A 16,799-nucleotide genomic window follows, 5' to 3' on the forward strand; every position below is an offset into this window, starting at 1 on the left:
AGATGGTGGCTCTCGTTCCGTGAACATGGCTCTATTTTCCCGTGAAGGTGGCTCTATTTTTCCGATAAAGTGGCTCTTTCACGCCGAAATACTCACGTAGTGGCGCGCGGCCTGTTCCAGCGCTTCGTAGCTACGCTGGTCATCGCTGCGGAACTGTGTGATCGCTCGCATCACGGACAGATAGTCACAGTCGGCCCCATGGATCATCAGGCAGTACGAACTGTTAGCATATTCAAGAACCACCTGATCTTTTAATCGGGCGAAAACAGAACGGATCTTATGTATGGACGCTTGTAAGATGGCGATGGCCTTTTTTATTTCGTATCCCGGCCAAAGATGTTCGATGATCGTATTTTTATGAACACGGGTTCCCTGGTGCATCAAGAGGTAGGCGAAAACTTCCTCCGCTTTCATCCGTTCCCACTTGACGGGGATATCGTCGATCCATGCGGCAAAGTGGCCAAAGCACTGAATCCGCAGCGTCGTTGCCGGTTTGACCAGTTTGGCACAAACCGATTGCAGCTTTGTGAGCATTTTGCCAAAGCGTTCCGGGTTGATCGGCTTGAGCAAGTAATCGACGGCATTTAAGTCGAAGGCGCGCACGGCGTATTGGCTGTAGGCAGTGATAAAGACCAGATGAATTAACGGATTGGCTTCGAGCAGTTTTTCCGCTAACGTCATGCCATCCATCGCAGGCATCTCTACGTCGATAAAAGCTACATGCGGCGCCGTTGCAGCGATTTCATGGAAGGCCTCAAGAGGATTTTCATACTCCTTAACGACTTGAATCCAGCCGGTTTGGGCCAAGCGTTCACGGATATATTCCAATGTAAACCATTCATCATCAACAACGATCGCTCGAATCATGCGGACTTACCTCCATAGGGTTGTTGATCGCGTAGTAGGGCAATTGCCCAATCCTATTTTACGTTACGGTTTGGGGGGGCCGAGCATCAAGACTGGTAAATTCCTTTCTATTCCAACAACTGCTGCAAGGCAATGATCACTTGCTCGTGACTTTGTTGAAGCTGGGCAAACAAACGGTCCGTATCATCAAGACGATTCGTTCGGCCTGCATATTCCAACTGGTGGCAATATTTAGAAAAGTTGATGGCACCAATACCGGCGCTGCAGGATTTTAAGGCATGGCTTGATTGTTCGATCATTTGGGGATTATTTTGTTGTACGGCATCACCCAGTTTTTTCATTAAGCTCCTTGATTCCTGGATGTACGATGTGATCAACGTACCTAGGAACAGGGGATCATCGTCGCCGGCTAAGTCCGCAAGTTCGGCAAGGACACTTGTGGTGAGAATGGTCGCATCCATGCTGGCCGGATCCGTACTACCCAGAGGGGCGGAGCCGGTGACAGCGGTCGGATCTTTTACCAACCAGCGCTGAAGCACGGTAATTAACTCTCCTCGGTGTAAGGGCTTGCTGAGATAATCATCCATACCGGCTTCCAGACAGCGTTCGCGGTCGCCCTGCATGGCCAAGGCCGTCATGGCGATGATCGGTACACGCTGGCCCAAGCCGATTTCGGCATCGCGAATAATCTGCGTGGTTTGAAAACCATCGAGTTCGGGCATCTGACAATCCATAAAAATCAGATCGTACGCAAAATCCCAGCGGGCTTCGACGGCTTCGAGACCGTTATCGACTGTATGAACAGTAAGACCAATCTTTTGCAGAAGCACTTGTGCTAATTTTTGGTTTACCACATTATCCTCGACAAGTAACACTGTGCCGGTAAAGTGTTCTGGGGGAGGGGGAAGTGGAGCGGCAGCGATAACCTTTGGTTCCGTTGGCGTGGCAGGCTCGTGACGTGCAGGTGCGACGATGGAAAAGGGAAGGGAGAACCAGAAGGTCGAGCCCTTGCCAATCTCACTGGTAACGCCAATATCCCCACCCATGAGGTGGACCAGTTTTTTCGAAATGGCCAACCCCAGTCCGGTTCCGCCGAACAAGCGGGAGGTGGAGGTATCAGCTTGAATAAAGGGTGTAAAGAGGTGCTTGAGCAAATCGCTTGGAATCCCAATGCCCGTATCGATTACAGCAAAATTAATCCAAAGGATATGGTCTCGGCGAGACTTGAAATCGGCACGAATCGTAACCTGACCGGTAGAGGTAAATTTAATCGCGTTGCCGACGAGGTTAAATAAGATTTGTCGCAACCGTGTGGGATCGCCTTGCAGGACTTGATCAATCTCCGGCGAGATTGCCACCGACAAGGTGAGCCCTTTTTGGGTAGCTGTACTGGTAAGCAAGTTCGCTACACCGTTAACGACCGAATGGAGGTTAAAATGGATCTGTTCTAACTCCAGTTTTCCCGATTCCACTTTCGAGAAGTCTAAAATATCATTAATGACATTGAGTAACACGTTGGCAGATTCATGAATCAAAGCAGCATATTCTTGCTGCTCCGGCGTTAACTTGGTTTCCAGCATTAGACTATTCATGCCGATAATGCCGTTCATCGGTGTACGAATCTCGTGGCTCATGACGGCGAGAAAATCACTTTTCGCGCGGTTGGCTGCTTCGGCTTTATGCACAGCATGCTTTTTCTTGGTCATATCACTGATTAAAATCACTTTCCCGACCTGGCGCCCGTGATTGATAACTGGTGACAAGCGAGTAGACAGCACATAGGTTTTGGATTCCTGCGTAACTGCAATTTCCTGCTCCATTATGGACAAGTTGATCTGTTCGACCAGCGCAGGGTAATCGGCGAGAACGGTAGTTACGTTCTCGCCGATGGCGGACGAATGCATGCAGGGCAGAAACGAAGCGGCCATCGGGTTATAGTTAACAATTCCATCCCTATCATCAAGAATGATGACGCCATCGCGGATATTTTCAAAAATGTTTTCATGGGCCACGGCGAAATTAAAAAAGCCGCCATGGAAAAGAGCTGCCAATTGCATCATCCCGGTCAAACAAAAGAGGATCGGCGCAAGGTCAAGGCCCATCGGACTGTTGCCGGTGATATAGATCACATCACCGAACAAGGGCAGAAGCACACTGGCGATCAGGTAGGCAATGCGGCGGCGGTAGTGGGGGGCAACTTGATTGCGCAAGCGGATCAGCAAGACGATACCGGTAAAGAAGCATAAATAGATATAGCCGATATTGATCCAAAACCAAGGACCTGGCAAGGTCATTACCACGGGGGGAAAGTGTTCAATGCCGGCAGGAAGGGTTGTATAGTATAAATGGTGCCATTCGTTCGTATAGAAAACCAAATAGGTGAGCAAAGGCATGATAAACAGACCCAGCAACGTTTTCCGATTAAGAAACTGCTTGGCCTGACAATAGTACAAGACCATGATCAACCAAAATGCAGAAATCACCGGTATGGCCGCATATTCAATACGCAGCCAAAAAAGCGCTTCTTCGATGGAAGAACTGGTTAATTCGAAAGCATAACCAAAAGCGTAAAGACCGGTCGCGATATTTAAACCGACATATGCTTTGATGCAAGGATTATTTTGCATATATACATACGCACAAACCGCCAATAAAAAGGCGCTTGCACTGGATAAAAGCGCAATATTTTTAAACATGATTACCGTTGGAATATCCACGCAAACACCGCCTCAAATCGTGGAAGAATCCTGTTGGAGAAAAATAGGACAAAGGAATATATCAATAATTCGATTTAAGAGAAGACTTTCCTGTTGATTTTATGGAGCCCAATAAAAAAAGGCTTGCATGACTGCAAACCTTTTGTATCCTGTATTGACGGCTATAAGGTGAACGTAGTCTGTGCTTCGTCTGGTGATCAGGGATCTTCGGCGCTCTGCGCCGTAAAGGTCAAGCCGAAGGCTTTGGCCCCTTTGACGACGTAGCGCTTGTCCCGCATCACCATATCGGTCTTCATGTTGGCAAAGTCAAAGCTGTCCGACAGCAAGCTTAGGCCGCGGTAGATCTCTTTGTATTCGCTTTCAGTCAAGTCCGGATTGGTGGCTTTGGTGACGATTTTAATGCCGGCTTCGTAGGTTTCATCCATGACGCCGATGAGGGAGACGTTGCGCAAGAAGCCGTTGGTCTTATTAACGGCGGCAATCAATTCCAGTTTCTCACCCAGCGGGTATTTGATCACGTTTTGGACAGCGCCGTCTTCCACGACCATGTTGTCGATACGGAGCTTGTATTGCTCTTTTTCACTGATGGCGTTGAAACGGCTCTTAAATTCATCAGGGGTGATCCCGAGATTCGGCACAGGTTTACTGGCGGCAGGTGGAGCGGTAGGTGCCGGTGATGTAGTGGTAGACGGTGTGTTGCAACCAACAAGCATAACACAAAGGGCCATCGCCGTCGTCACGGTCAAGAGACGCAAGGCTTTGTGGAGGGCCATAGAAGTTCCCCTTTCATTGATGAAAATATGAAGCATACCTTGCTATATTACCATGATCAAGGAGAAATCGAAAGATGCCGAGGCAAGCGCCGCTTCCCCGGCCAATAGGCCGGTGCAACTGATAAAAAAGCATAGGCATGAGGGGGAAACGGCTTCGTTAGGGACGAAACCGTTCAAAAAAGCCGCGCCGGCGATGAGACGATCGCCAAGGTGCGGCTCTTTTTTGTTTGTGGCAGGCGCAATCTGCCGGTCAACCACATAATATGCAAGACCAGTGAGGTGCGAAAGAGGTGAGACGGTGATGGGTGATTCGCTGATTTTGACGCTGGGGTTACTGGCTGTGCTGGCGCTGGTATCGCTGGCCACATGGACGGTACGGCTTTATGGCCCGGTACTTGCCCGGTATCTGCATATTCATGCGTCCATTGCCGAGCGACAGCAGATCTACTGGTGGGCCAAGGCGGCTGTTGTTTATGGCCGCCGGCACTGGGCGGACTGCTCTGCGGAAGAACAACGGCAACGCATGGGCTTGTGGTTGGCGGAACGACTGGCGGATCAAGGTATCGTCGAGGGCGACGAAGCGCGTCAAGGCATGTTGGCACTGGCGCTGGAACAAGCGGAGCACCAACAGTCCCTGCGCATGGCGGGAATCGGCCGGAAAAAGCTTAACGGGGATTGAGATGAGCCGGTATCATATCGATAATCAGTTCTACCAGACGGTTGGCTTTGTGTACTTGATGAAAAACATCTTTGGTGATTAAATCGCCTTTGGAGATCAGGATGCGCCCTTGCTCATCAAGTAGATCGGCGCCGGCGCGGTTGCCTAAGATGTAGCGCATCTGCTGCTCGGCCAAGGATGACGGAAGTGGTTCTTCTGGGGCTGGTTCCGGTGCAGGCTCCGGTTCCGGGGCGAGGAAACGCGAGGGAAGCAATTCAAAGGTGGACGGTTCGGCGGCAGCGACCGGTGGCGATGGGGGAAACTCCAACAAGGAAATGGGCTCATCGTCCTTAGGTAATAAGGAAGCGGGCTCATCGTTCACGGGTAGCAGGGAAGTGGGTACATCGTCCACGGGCGATAAGGAAGTTGGCTCATCGTCCACGGCTAATAAGGCATCCAGATTAAGACGCATGCCAACCAGCGGTTCTGATGCTGATGGTCCTTTTACCGGAGAAGCATCGGCTTCAGGTTCTGGTGCCGTGGTTTTGTCAGGGAGCGCAGGGGCGGTTGCCGAAACTTCCTCGGTCCATCGCGAAAAGGGTGCTGGCAAAAAGGAATCATCCGTTACCCAATCGATCAGGGGAATTCGTTCCTTTTCGGAAAGCCAATCAAGCTCAGGAACAAGGCTAGTTTTCGGTTCCGGCTCAAGCTCGGGAACAAGGTTGGTTTTCGGTTCCGGCTCAAGCTCAGGAACAAGGCTAGTTTTCAGTTCCGGCTCAAGCTCGGGAACAAGGTTGGTTTTCGGTTCCGGCTCAAGCTCGGGAACAAGGTTGGTTTCCGGCTCCGGCTCAAGCTCGGGAACAAGGTTGATTTCCGGTTCCGGCTCAAGCTCGGGAACAAGGTTGGTTTCCGGCTCTGGCTTAAGCTCGGGAACGAGGTCGGTTCCCGGCGTCCAATCCAGCATAGGAACCGGCTTGGTTTCCGGTGTCCAGTCGAGCATGGGCAGCGAGCGTGGTTCCGGTGCAAGTTCAATGACAGGGACTGCGGTCACGCTGGGCTTGGACAAGGCCGGTGAAGGTACCGGTTTGGGCTTCGGCTCTAGCGGCAGGGCCAGCGCTTCTTGAAGTACCTGCGCAAAAGCCAGGGACCATTCAGCGGTTTCTTTTTCAATGGCTGCAGCTTCGGCTTCCAGTTCTCGGACGCGCTTTTGGGCGGCTTCCCGCCATGTACGTGCCGCCGCTTCGGCCGCCTGTTCCAGTTCCTGGGCGGTGTGTTTCGCAATCGACTGTGCTTCGTTCAGTAAGCCCAGCGATCCGTAGGGTGTACTTGAAACAGATCGGAGCTCAGCCAGCGTCCTTTGAAGTTCCTGCAGTTCTGCTTGCAGATCGGCCCATTCGTCTTGCGCCTCCTGCCACTGATCGAGGCAATCGGCCGTGACGCGCTCAATCAGATCATGAACTTCAGGTTTTTGCCAACCAAACAATTGAGAGCGCAAAGGGGATCACCTGCTTTACTTAATTTCAAAACCAGAAGCGAACCGGCCGAAGTCAACATCATCGTCCAGAAAGCCGGCGCCGACGCGGCGTGAGCGTGCCCCCCGTTTACCCGATACATTTTCGATGCGCGGGATAACGTCATCGCGTGATTCCAACAATTCGGGCTTTGCCGTGGTGGTGATTTTCACAGGCAACACTTGTTGATAATGACGAATTAAACTTTGAAAATCGCGAACAAACTGTTCGTGCTGTTTTTTCAGACGGTTTAATTCGGCCCGTTTTTGATCGACCAAAGCCTGTGCTTCCGCAATCAGCCGATCGGCTTCTTGCTTCGCTTGTGCTTCCATGGCCCGTTTTTTCTCTTGGGCTTGGATCAGAATCAAAGCGATTTGCGATTCCCGATGCTGCAGATCCTGTTGCTGTTGCTGCAATGCGTCAATTTCTTTAGTCAAGCGCTCACGTTGCAACAATCCTTCGTCAATCATGGCATGCTGCGCTTTTAACTTGCTGGCATATTCATTTTGAATACGCTCGACTTCCGTCATCACATCGTCGGGCCGAAAGCCCAAAAGCGTCTTGCGCAAATTCCATTGCTTGGTTGCGTCACCCATGAATTCATCCTCCTTGACGGTAGCACTGACCAAAATTCAGAGAAACGGCTACAGAATTCGACATGAAATACGATCTAAGTACTTCGCGAAGGTGACGCATAAATCCTGTTACACAAACATTTTATTCATATACATAGCATTCCAATTTAAATAATGCCAAGTATAAATCATGCCAAGATGAATCCGGAAGAATCGCTGATTACTGATCAGCAGGGGAAAAAAGTGCCAGGACTTCGCCCACCTTATGGCGGTTCTGACCGTCACGGCTGATAAAACGCTGTACATGGATCGTTTCGATCTGGGCACCGGCATAGAGCTGGCGGGCCAGGGGCGTATCATGGTTCGAAAGCAACACGGGAATTCCTCGGGCGGCCAGGCGACGGGCCAGGTGAGCCAAACGTTCCTGTTCGGCCAGGGAAAAGCCATCGGTTGCATAGCCGGTAAAATTGGATGTCGAAGAGAGCGGCAGGTACGGCGGATCCATATAACAGACATCGCCCGGCTCGACGATGGCTTCGATATCTTCAAAATCAAGGACGCGAAAGTCGGCCTGGGCAAAGCGCTCCACAAAGGTATGTAACTCTTTGGCCGGAAAATAGGGACGGCTATAGCGGCCAAAGGGGACGTTGAACTTTCCCTTGCGATTAAAACGGACAAGGCCGTTGTAGCCATGGCGATTCAAATAGATTAAAAGCAGCGCTCTTTCATAGGCATCGGTCGATTGATTGAAGCGATCGCGCAGTTCATAGTAACGGGCGGCATCGTTATTGGCAGGACCAAAAAGCGCCTGTGCATCGCCGATCACTTGATCGGGCTGGCGGATCAGCGTCCGGTACAAGCCGATCAAGACCGGGTTGATATCGCCGATCACATGGCGATCAAAAGGCGCGTTGAGCGATACGGCGCAAGAGCCGGCAAAAGGCTCAATCAGCCGGCGTCCCAGCGGTAACTTGGTCAAAATCGGTAGCAAAATATGATATTTATTTCCTGGCCATTTCATAAAGGGTCGTAGCAATTCGCCCATAAGCGCATCTCCTTATGCATCGCGGCTAAGGGCATTGTAACAATGGCAGGTGCGTTGTTCAACCGTAAGGGATGGGTTTTTTCGACGCCTTAGACGCAGCGCACAGAGAGGTAGCGCAGTTGACCACAGCGCGGGGATGGCAGAGGCAAGAGGAAATTATACACCTTGGCGCTTGAAGGGATTTTTCGCAAAACGTACAATGAAGGGAATAAAAAGCCTGCTCAAACGCAGCTAAAACAGGGCGGAACGTGAAGACAGGCTCCGGCAATGCGTGAAGTGCGGGCCAACAGGGCTCGATGTTGCAGGAATGAAATGAGGAACCTCATGAGAAGTACAGAAACGATGAAAAGAACGGAAACGATCCATCCATCACCGCCGCCGTTGATGTTAGAAAAACTCGTCGCCCCGGAAGCGCCGCTGGCCGAGACGCTGACCTCGCGTCAACTTGTGCCGGACAGTGACCCGGACGGTGCCTATTTTCGCGCCTTGGAGCAAGCGGGGATGCACTTGAATCGTCATCAAATCGCTGCTGTTCGCCACGGTAAAGGACCGCTCTTGCTCCTGGCCGGTGCCGGAACAGGCAAAACCACCACCGTAGTGGCCCGCGTCGGCTATTTGCTTTGGCAAGGTGTGCCGGCGAAACGCATTCTCTTACTTACCTTTACCCGCAAGGCGGCCGAAGAAATGCAAAGCCGCATCGCCCGCATTCCCGGCATTGCGCCGGCGTTGGCGCGGGGCGTTGTGGCCGGCACCTATCACTCGATTTTCCTGCGCCTCCTGCAGTCACGGGGCTATAACCAGCGCATTTTGAGCAGTGACGCTTTTCGCGAAACGATCATCAAGCGTATCCTCCGCCAGATGAAGCTGCAAGACAGTTACCCGGCTGAAACGCTGCTGGCTTTGTTTGGCTACTACAAAAACAATTTGATGACCTATCAGGATTATGGCGGTCAGGGTCAGGAAGAACTGGATCAAGAGATCCGCACGATCTGGATGGCCTATGAACAGTTCAAGACGGAAAATCACTACATTGACTTTGACGACATGATGATCGAGATGCGTCAACTGCTGTTGCGCGATGCCGCATTACTGCAAACGTTGCGGGATCGCTTTGATTTTATCTTTGTGGACGAGTACCAGGACACGACGCCGACGCAAGACAGCATCGTCAAGATGATCGCGACGCCCAAGAACAACCTTTGTGTGGTCGGTGATGATCAGCAGTCGATCTACGGTTTTCGCGGTGCCGCTGCCAGCATCATTCAGGACTTTGCCAAGGAGTTTCCCCGGGCGGCGCTCATCCCCTTGACGATCAATTATCGCTCGACGAGTCAGATCGTGGGGCTGACGGATAAGGTGATTTTGCACAATCGTAGCCGCATTGCCAAAGTCATGGAAGCGACTGTGCAGGGCAAACGGCCACCGTTGTTTTTGCGCCCCCGCGACAGCGAAGATGAAGCGGAGCAGTTGATCGCGATCATGGCGCGCGGCGTTCGTGAGCTTAATTACCGCTGGGCGCATTTTGTGATTCTCTATCGCACCACGGCCTACTGCCGGGCCATGCTGGAAAAGCTGACGGAGCGTCATATTCCCTTCGTCTATCATGGCGGCCAAGAAAGTTTCTATGAACAGCGTACGGTCAAGCCGGTGCTCGATTACCTGCGGTTGGCCCTGCGTTCTGATGATTTGGCAGCGGTGGAAGGCATTTTGCCTTCGTTATACTTGAACCGGGAAGATACGATGCGCTATCTGGAGGCGCAGATGGCCGCTTGTCCTGCCATGGCGCCGCTGGGATTGCTGCTGACACTGCCGGGGCTCAAGGAGTTTCAAGTCAAGCAGATCAAGGAGCGCATTGACCTGATCGGCCGGTTGGCGGCATTGACGCCGAGGGCGGCCATTCGCTTGGTGCGCCAGCAGTATGATAAGTATATGGAAGCGGATCAACGAAGTACCTTGACGGTGCACCGGGAAGCGATCCGGGAAGCCTTGGACGAGCTGGAAACAGCGGCGCAAAAGCATCGCACTGTGGCGGCTTTTTTGGCTTTTGTCGAACAGATGATTGCTGAGAGCAAGGGGCGGGAGCGGCAGGCGGAAGACGGTGATGCCGTGCAGCTTATGTCGATCCACAAAGCCAAGGGGCTGGAGTTTCACACGGTTTTTGTGATCGGTCTCATCGAAGGGGTGATCCCGCACAGTGCGGCTCTCGGCGCTGATCAGTGCAGCGACCGGATCAGCAAGACAGCGGGCAAAAGCAAGGTGCGCGAAGCGATCGAAGAAGAGTGCCGCATCTGCTATGTGGCGCTGACGCGGGCAAAGCGGCAATTGTTTATCAGTGCGCCAGAAATGTATCGGGGTAAGGATACGAAGGTGTCGCGGTTTGTCGAGGATATGATCAAGCGGGGCGGGAAGAAGGGGAGGCGATACTAGTAACTCCTTTTGGTGAATGATTAGCGTCCGTCTAGGAACGTAATGAAAACAAGTAGGGGATCATTTGAACTAATTTTTGAAGATCGCGTTTGGAGGGGGGGAGCCTGCATGAAGAAGATAACTTCAGTGATCATTGCATTTGCCTTACTGTTCTTATCCGGTGCAGCCTATTCCGCTGAGGGTTATACGTATACGGCGGAAGCACAGAAGCTTAATGACTTGGGCTTGTATAAAGGCATCAGCACAACGACGTTTGACCCGGATCTAGGCACTGTGCTTAATCGGGAAACCGGTGTGGTTATGCTTTTACGAATATTTGGTTTGGAAGCTGACGCGCAAGCGATTACCGATGCTGATGTGACACTTGCAAAATTTGTGGATGCTGCAACGATCTCCAGTTGGGCCAAAAATTCGGTTGCCTATGCCGTTAAAAATGGGCTAGTTCAGGGATATCCGGACGGAACTTTTGGACCGAAAGTCGCCTTGAATGGAAAAGCCTACTGCACACTTATTTTGAGGCAGTTGGGATACACTCCCGATTACAGCAATGCACCGGCGGAACTGGCTGAGAAGGGAGGCCTTACTCCTGCGGAGGCGACGAAGTTTGCCGATAACGAGTTAATTAAGGATAACTTAGTGGGGATTTCGTTTGGCGCGTTAAGTGCAGCCGATAAAGATGGTAAAACGGTAATTGAAAACCTGGTTGCGAAAAAAGTGATTGATGAAGCTGCAGCAGTAGATGCTGGCCTTTTTGTACCGGCGTCTCCGAGTACAACGAATCCACTACCCGTTTCCGGTAGAGTTTCATCCGGTAGAAGCGGTAGTAGCCATCATCATGACGATAATGACGACAATCGCGAGCAGTCAAGTGTTGGAACATTCCAATTTGCTCCGAGCACGGTGACTGCTTCGGAAACGGATGGAACAGCAACGATTATCATAATCAGAACTGGCGGAAGCTCCGGAGCAGCCACGCTGAACTATTCTGTTACCGGCACTGCTACCGAATCTTTGGATTACATGGTTACTCCCACGATTGTGGGTACGGATGGTACGATTCGCTTTGCTGACGGAGAAACAAGCAAAACGATACAAATAACCTTGTTGGATGATGGCACAGTTGAGGGCGATGAAACCGTTATCGTAACCTTGACGCATACAACAGCAGGTATTTTAGGTACGGATAAAACGGCAGTGCTGACCATCATGAGTGAAGATAAGCCGATTGTTCCGTTAGAAAGCCCGAAAAATCTATGCGTTGATGGAACCACAGTCTATTGGGACGCGGTAGAGCATGCGGAAAGCTATACCGTCGATGTCGTCAATGCGGTATACGCCGTAGTAAAAGACAATGTGGCGGTCGTTGATCCCTCCATCGACATAGCGGCGGATCTCATCGCACCTTTACCTGACGGTAAGTACACGGTGAAAGTCACGGCGATTGGGGATGGGATCACCTATAGCAACTCAGATGAATCAATGGCTTCTTCGCCAGTGACCATTGATACTACACCACCGATATTGAGTGAAACAGGAGCAAGTAACGTAACCGATACTTCGGCTACATTAAACTTCACTTCTGATGAAGCGGGCATCTATTACTACCTGCTTTATGCAGTGGAAGATGGACCGCCGGATACGGCCACAATTAAAGCGCAAGGAACATCAGGCATTGCGGAAGCGTCAGCAAACATAGCTAACATAAGTGATCTAACCGTAGGAACTAACTACATGGCATATGTGATTGTAGAGGATTCGGCCACAAATCTATCCAAGGTATCACCGATAGGATTCTCAACAACTACAGCCGCGGCAGAAGCGGCGGTATCAGCATATGAAATGGCACCGATCCGTACGTTGGTAGGAGTGGAAGACGCTGAAAAATTGAAAGCGGCAGCGGTTAGTGCAGCAGAAGTAGTGGGCGATAGTCAGGTCAAAGCAGCGTTTGAGGTGAGAATCGCCGATCAAGCAACATTGATCTCGAATGCAAGAAGTCGGATTGAAGGGGAGTTTGAACGGCTGGGAAATATTGCATCCCGAATGAATCTTTTGGCACTTAATGCAGCTATCGAAGCAGCCAGAGCCGGAGAACAGGGAAAGGGATTTGCGGTTATCGCCAATGAAATAAGAACACTTGCTGGAGAGACAACTCAAATATTAGAAGAAGCTAAAACAACCGGAATAGAAACGGAAAAGAATGAACTCGAAAAAATTGCAGAGCAGTTGAATCTTTTGGCACTTAAGGCAGCAGAAGAAGCAGACAGGGTCGGAGAACAGGGAAGGGGATTTGCGGTTGTCGCCAGTGAATTTAGAAAACTTGCTGAAGATATGACAGGCGAATTATCTAAAGCTGAGCTTGTTAAGTAGCCTACTCCATTCCGAAGAGGGTGGATTATCAGGATATATGGACGTTGCTGGGGATGCTGAAGTGATAAGGGAATGGTGGGGACGTAAAAAGACCAGGGCAAAATTGCTCTGGTCTTTGATTATTCGGTGAATATACGTAATGACTCTGCTTCAACAGCAGCAGATTAACCGGAAGTATAAAAAATTTCGTGTAAAGAAGCTTTTTATCGCGCACGCCGAAGTTCCTTGAGTTGGGCTTCCGTATCAACTGAGCGAAAGGCAAGCTCACCGACCACACGCTCTATTTGTTGTATGGGTTGAACTAAGCCGTCCATGCGTTGGTCCAAGCCATCCATACGGTTTTCCAGTTTATTCATTCGTTGATCTAATCCGTCCATGCGTTGGTCCAAGCTATCCATGCGGTTTTCCAGTTTATCCATTCGTTGATCTAATCCGTCAAACTTTTGACGCATTTCCTCTCTTGTTTCCTCGAGAAGAGAATTTGTATTGCCGACAATGCGAATTAGGTCACCCATCATTGTTTCTAAGCGATTGAGACGGTCACTCAATATAGGCACCTCCTGCATAAGGTTGTGAATTCACACTATGGGTTGCAAGCATCAATAGACTATACTTATTATAAACTTATGGTGTGTAAATTTCAATAAAAATTAAACATATTATGGGATTTGGGGATCGTCTTCAAATTGAAATCGGCTAACAATCATCTCATTGAGTTGACGGTTGGAATTGACGATTTTCAAATTAGCTTTGATGTAGTCAAAAGAAAAATCATTGAGCAATGGAATCAAAGCAGAGTTGATAAAAGAAGAAGTAACTGCACTAATTCCTGAAAATGATAGAACGACTTGAAAGCCTGCTTGAAAAGCCGAGTGGATTTGTTTATAGATGATATCCCCGTCCTGGTTCGAATAGCATTGATCAACATGATCCAGAACATTGATTGTTACCAATTCAAATCTACCCCCTCATCAAAAATATAATCTAATTTATCGGTTTTTAGTCGGATATCAAGCAGTGTACCTGGGTAATAGCCATGGTTCTCTTGTGCAAATAGCTATAGACCATGGGTTTGGGTGCGTAAGGGTCTACGCTACGCATCCCCGCACTCCGTGGAGAAAATAGCACAAGCAGGATGAAAGAGGGAATCTTGCCGATTTTGTCGAATAGAAAAACCAAAAAATCAAAACAAACGCGACAGGAGCAATAACCATGCTAACAGGCGAAGTACGCAACAAAATCGATAAAATCTGGTCCGACCTCTGGGCCGGTGGCATCACCAATCCCATCACCGTCATCGAACAGCTTACCTATCTCATGTTCATCCGCTCCCTCGATGAAAAAGACCTGGAAACGGAGCGCTTTGAAGCGGTAAGCGGCGAAACGTTGCCGAAAATCTTCCCGACCGATGATGCCGGTCAAGCCATGCGCTGGAGCAAGTTCAAAACCAAAGACGCCCGCGACATTTTTGCCATTGTCAGCGACAAAGTCTTTCCCTTCATCAAAACGATGAACGGCGAAAATACATCGGCCTTCACCCGCTACATGCAAGATGCGCTGTTTTTGATTCCTACACCGCAAGTTTTGCAAAAGATCATCACCGGCTTAGATGAGCTTTATGAACACGATATTCACGATCTGGACATGCAAGGCGACCTCTACGAGTACATGCTCGGCAAACTGGCCACGGCCGGACAAAACGGTCAGTTCCGCACGCCCAAACATATCCGCGATATGATGGTGCGCCTGCTAGCGCCGACGCCGGACGATCGGATCTGCGACCCCGCTTGCGGTACAGCGGGCTTTCTCGTTTCGTCTGCCGAGTATATCCGTGACAACTATGAGCCCACCATGACCGCCGAGCAGTGGGACCATTTTGCCGGAGAGATGTTCACCGGTTTTGACATGGATCGGACTATGCTGCGCCTGTCCACGATGAACTTGATGCTCCACTCGATTACCCATCCCCATATCGACTATGTAGACAGCGTGTCCAAACAAAACAGCATCACCGCGGCTTACGATCTGATCCTGGCGAACCCGCCTTTTACCGGCACCGTCGATGCCGAAAGCATTCACGATAACTTGAAGGCCGTCACCGATACCAAAAAAACGGAGCTACTGTTTGTGGCGCTTTTCTTGCGCATGCTGCGTAAGGGCGGGCGCTGCGCTTGCATTGTGCCCGATGGAGTACTGTTTGGCTCGACAAAGGCGCATAAAGCACTGCGCAAGGAACTCGTCGAAAATCACCAGTTGCAAGCGGTGATCTCCATGCCCAGCGGCGTTTTTAAGCCATATGCTGGTGTGAGCACAGCTGTGCTGGTCTTTGCCAAAACCGGGGCTGGCGGTACCGACAAAGTTTGGTTTTATGACATGAAGGCCGACGGTTTTTCCCTGGATGATAAACGTTCGCCGATTGAAGCCAATGATATTCCCGATCTGCTGGCCCGTTTCCATAACCTACAAGGCGAAGCCGATCGCCAGCCCACGGAGCAGAGCTTTTTGGTGGACAAGGCGGCGATTGAAGCCAACGGTTATGATTTATCGATCAACCGCTATAAAGAAGTCGAGTATGAAAAAGTGGTGTATGATCCGCCGGCAGTGATTATGGATCGTCTCGATAAGCAGAACCTGGAGATTGCAGCAAAGATGGAGGAATTGAGGGGGCTTATCGGTGAGTAAGTGGGAAAAGGTTAAGTTGGGTAGCGTTGGCCAGTTTAAAAGCGGAGGTACCCCTTCAAGAAGCAAAAATGAATACTTTGAAGGAAACATACCGTGGATTACGACGGTTGCTTTAAAGAAAACATATATTGATGAAAATGATGCCATGGCATTCATTTCAGCAGAGGCTATTGAAAATAGTGCTACAAAGATAATTGCAGCAAATTCTATCATGGTTGGAACTAGGGTCGGTATTGGCAAAGTATCAATTAATAAAGTTCCTATGTGCACCAGTCAGGATATTATCTCAATAGAGAATATTGATGAAAAACAACTAGATAAGCAATATTTGGTTCATTGTATCAAAAGTTATAATTGTTTTTTTGATACACAAAAGCGGGGAGCAACAATTCAGGGAATCAGTAGCGATGTTTTAAAATCAATTGATATTCCTATTCCTCCTCTGAAAATTCAAAGAGAAATTGCCAACACCCTAGATACTGCCACATCAGTTCTTGTCATGCGCAAACAGCAGCTTGCAGATCTAGACAAACTTACTCAATCCATCTTTTACAATATGTTCGGTGATCCTGTTATCAATGAAAATAGATGGGATACGGGCATAATTAAAGATCTGGCTGAAAAAATTCAATATGGAACAAGCGAGAAAGCTTCTGTAGATAAATTAACATATCCGATAGTAAGAATGAACAACATAACATATCAAGGTAATATGGATTTTTCGGATATGAAATTTATTGATTTAAGTGAAAGTGACAAAAAGAAATATCTTGTATATAAAGGGGATTTGCTGTTTAACAGGACTAATAGTAAGGAACTTGTGGGGAAAACTGCTGTTTACAGACAAGAAACACCTATGGCTTTTGCTGGATATTTAATTCGATTAGTGCCGAACGAAAAGGCAAATAGCGAATTTATATCTGCATATCTTAATTCATCATATGGGAAAAAGCTGCTTTTCAAAATGGCCAAAAACATTGTAGGTATGGCGAATATCAATGCGCAAGAGTTAAGCAATATAAAAATATATATTCCTCCAATTGCCCTCCAAAACCAATTCGCCACCATCGTCACCAAAATCGAAGAACAAAAAGCTCTCGTCAAACAAGCCATCGACGAAACGCGGTACCTCTTTGACAGCTTAATGAGCGAGTATTTTGAATAACCTGTAACGAGG

13 protein-coding genes are annotated in these 16,799 nt (G+C 49.5%); 5 read left to right on the forward strand and 8 right to left on the reverse strand.

Features of this window, described 5'->3' with window-relative positions; genetic code table 11:
- Positions 1 to 78: 78 nt before the first annotated feature.
- The 3 genes from EDD73_RS11095 to EDD73_RS11105 all read right to left on the reverse strand — a co-directional run bounded on the left by EDD73_RS11095 (position 79) and on the right by EDD73_RS11105 (position 4,357).
- On the reverse strand, positions 79 to 867 hold the full coding sequence (locus tag EDD73_RS11095) for a response regulator (protein WP_131919899.1): 789 nt from the start codon (positions 865 to 867) through the stop codon (positions 79 to 81).
- 107 nt (positions 868 to 974) lie between these two features.
- The gene (locus EDD73_RS11100; RefSeq protein WP_131919901.1) at positions 975 to 3,584 is read right to left on the reverse strand and encodes a histidine kinase N-terminal 7TM domain-containing protein; all 2,610 of its coding nucleotides are present in this window, start codon (positions 3,582 to 3,584) and stop codon (positions 975 to 977) included.
- Between the two features lie 197 nt (positions 3,585 to 3,781).
- Positions 3,782 to 4,357, reverse strand: a complete 576-nt coding sequence (locus EDD73_RS11105) for a hypothetical protein (RefSeq protein WP_131919903.1) — start codon at positions 4,355 to 4,357, stop codon at positions 3,782 to 3,784.
- A gap of 298 nt (positions 4,358 to 4,655) precedes the next feature.
- Between EDD73_RS11105 and EDD73_RS11110 the strand changes: the two genes are divergently transcribed.
- On the forward strand, positions 4,656 to 5,036 hold the full coding sequence (locus EDD73_RS11110) for a hypothetical protein (protein ID WP_131919905.1): 381 nt from the start codon (positions 4,656 to 4,658) through the stop codon (positions 5,034 to 5,036).
- On the opposite strand, the gene EDD73_RS15125 is transcribed toward EDD73_RS11110, so the two are convergent.
- From EDD73_RS15125 to EDD73_RS11125, 3 genes are all read right to left on the reverse strand, one after another.
- Complete coding sequence (locus tag EDD73_RS15125) at positions 5,023 to 6,510, reverse strand: hypothetical protein (RefSeq protein WP_131919907.1); 1,488 nt, start codon at positions 6,508 to 6,510, stop codon at positions 5,023 to 5,025. The genes EDD73_RS11110 and EDD73_RS15125 overlap by 14 nt on opposite strands.
- A gap of 15 nt (positions 6,511 to 6,525) precedes the next feature.
- Complete coding sequence (locus EDD73_RS11120; RefSeq protein WP_131919910.1) at positions 6,526 to 7,122, reverse strand: hypothetical protein; 597 nt, start codon at positions 7,120 to 7,122, stop codon at positions 6,526 to 6,528.
- 199 nt (positions 7,123 to 7,321) lie between these two features.
- A complete protein-coding gene (locus EDD73_RS11125) occupies positions 7,322 to 8,146 on the reverse strand; it encodes a Dam family site-specific DNA-(adenine-N6)-methyltransferase (protein WP_131919912.1) in 825 nt (274 codons plus the stop codon).
- Positions 8,147 to 8,470: 324 nt separating this feature from the next.
- On the opposite strand from EDD73_RS11125, the gene EDD73_RS11130 reads away from it, so the two are divergent.
- A complete protein-coding gene (locus tag EDD73_RS11130; protein WP_165876472.1) occupies positions 8,471 to 10,573 on the forward strand; it encodes an ATP-dependent helicase in 2,103 nt (700 codons plus the stop codon).
- A 108-nt stretch (positions 10,574 to 10,681) separates the two neighbouring features.
- Positions 10,682 to 12,940 carry a methyl-accepting chemotaxis protein gene (locus EDD73_RS15675; RefSeq protein WP_165876473.1) on the forward strand — a complete coding sequence of 753 codons (2,259 nt, stop codon included), beginning with the start codon at positions 10,682 to 10,684 and terminating at the stop codon, positions 12,938 to 12,940.
- A gap of 203 nt (positions 12,941 to 13,143) precedes the next feature.
- Here the strand turns inward: EDD73_RS15675 and EDD73_RS11140 are convergent, their stop codons facing one another.
- Positions 13,144 to 13,488, reverse strand: coding sequence for a hypothetical protein (locus EDD73_RS11140; protein WP_131919919.1), 345 nt, complete (start codon positions 13,486 to 13,488; stop codon positions 13,144 to 13,146).
- A gap of 111 nt (positions 13,489 to 13,599) precedes the next feature.
- Complete coding sequence (locus EDD73_RS11145) at positions 13,600 to 13,893, reverse strand: STAS-like domain-containing protein (RefSeq protein ID WP_131919921.1); 294 nt, start codon at positions 13,891 to 13,893, stop codon at positions 13,600 to 13,602.
- A gap of 259 nt (positions 13,894 to 14,152) precedes the next feature.
- Between EDD73_RS11145 and EDD73_RS11150 the strand changes: the two genes are divergently transcribed.
- Positions 14,153 to 15,622, forward strand: coding sequence for a type I restriction-modification system subunit M (locus tag EDD73_RS11150; protein WP_131919923.1), 1,470 nt, complete (start codon positions 14,153 to 14,155; stop codon positions 15,620 to 15,622).
- Positions 15,615 to 16,787, forward strand: coding sequence for a restriction endonuclease subunit S (locus EDD73_RS11155; RefSeq protein WP_131919925.1), 1,173 nt, complete (start codon positions 15,615 to 15,617; stop codon positions 16,785 to 16,787). The genes EDD73_RS11150 and EDD73_RS11155 overlap by 8 nt, the downstream gene beginning before the upstream one ends.
- Positions 16,788 to 16,799: the final 12 nt, after the last annotated feature.

Source organism: Heliophilum fasciatum (assembly GCF_004341395.1).
GTDB lineage: Bacteria > Bacillota > Desulfitobacteriia > Heliobacteriales > Heliobacteriaceae > Heliophilum > Heliophilum fasciatum.

Excerpts from the sequence above, each read along its gene's own strand:
- EDD73_RS11095 (WP_131919899.1), bottom strand. The coding sequence starts at position 867 with ATGATTCGAGCGATCGTTGTTGATGATGAATGGTTTACATTGGAATAT.
- EDD73_RS11105 (WP_131919903.1), bottom strand. The coding sequence starts at position 4,357 with ATGGCCCTCCACAAAGCCTTGCGTCTCTTGACCGTGACGACGGCGATG.
- EDD73_RS11120 (WP_131919910.1), bottom strand. The coding sequence starts at position 7,122 with ATGGGTGACGCAACCAAGCAATGGAATTTGCGCAAGACGCTTTTGGGC.
- EDD73_RS11125 (WP_131919912.1), bottom strand. The coding sequence starts at position 8,146 with ATGGGCGAATTGCTACGACCCTTTATGAAATGGCCAGGAAATAAATAT.
- EDD73_RS11130 (WP_165876472.1), top strand. The coding sequence starts at position 8,471 with ATGAGAAGTACAGAAACGATGAAAAGAACGGAAACGATCCATCCATCA.
- EDD73_RS15675 (WP_165876473.1), top strand. The coding sequence starts at position 10,682 with ATGAAGAAGATAACTTCAGTGATCATTGCATTTGCCTTACTGTTCTTA.
- EDD73_RS11150 (WP_131919923.1), top strand. The coding sequence starts at position 14,153 with ATGCTAACAGGCGAAGTACGCAACAAAATCGATAAAATCTGGTCCGAC.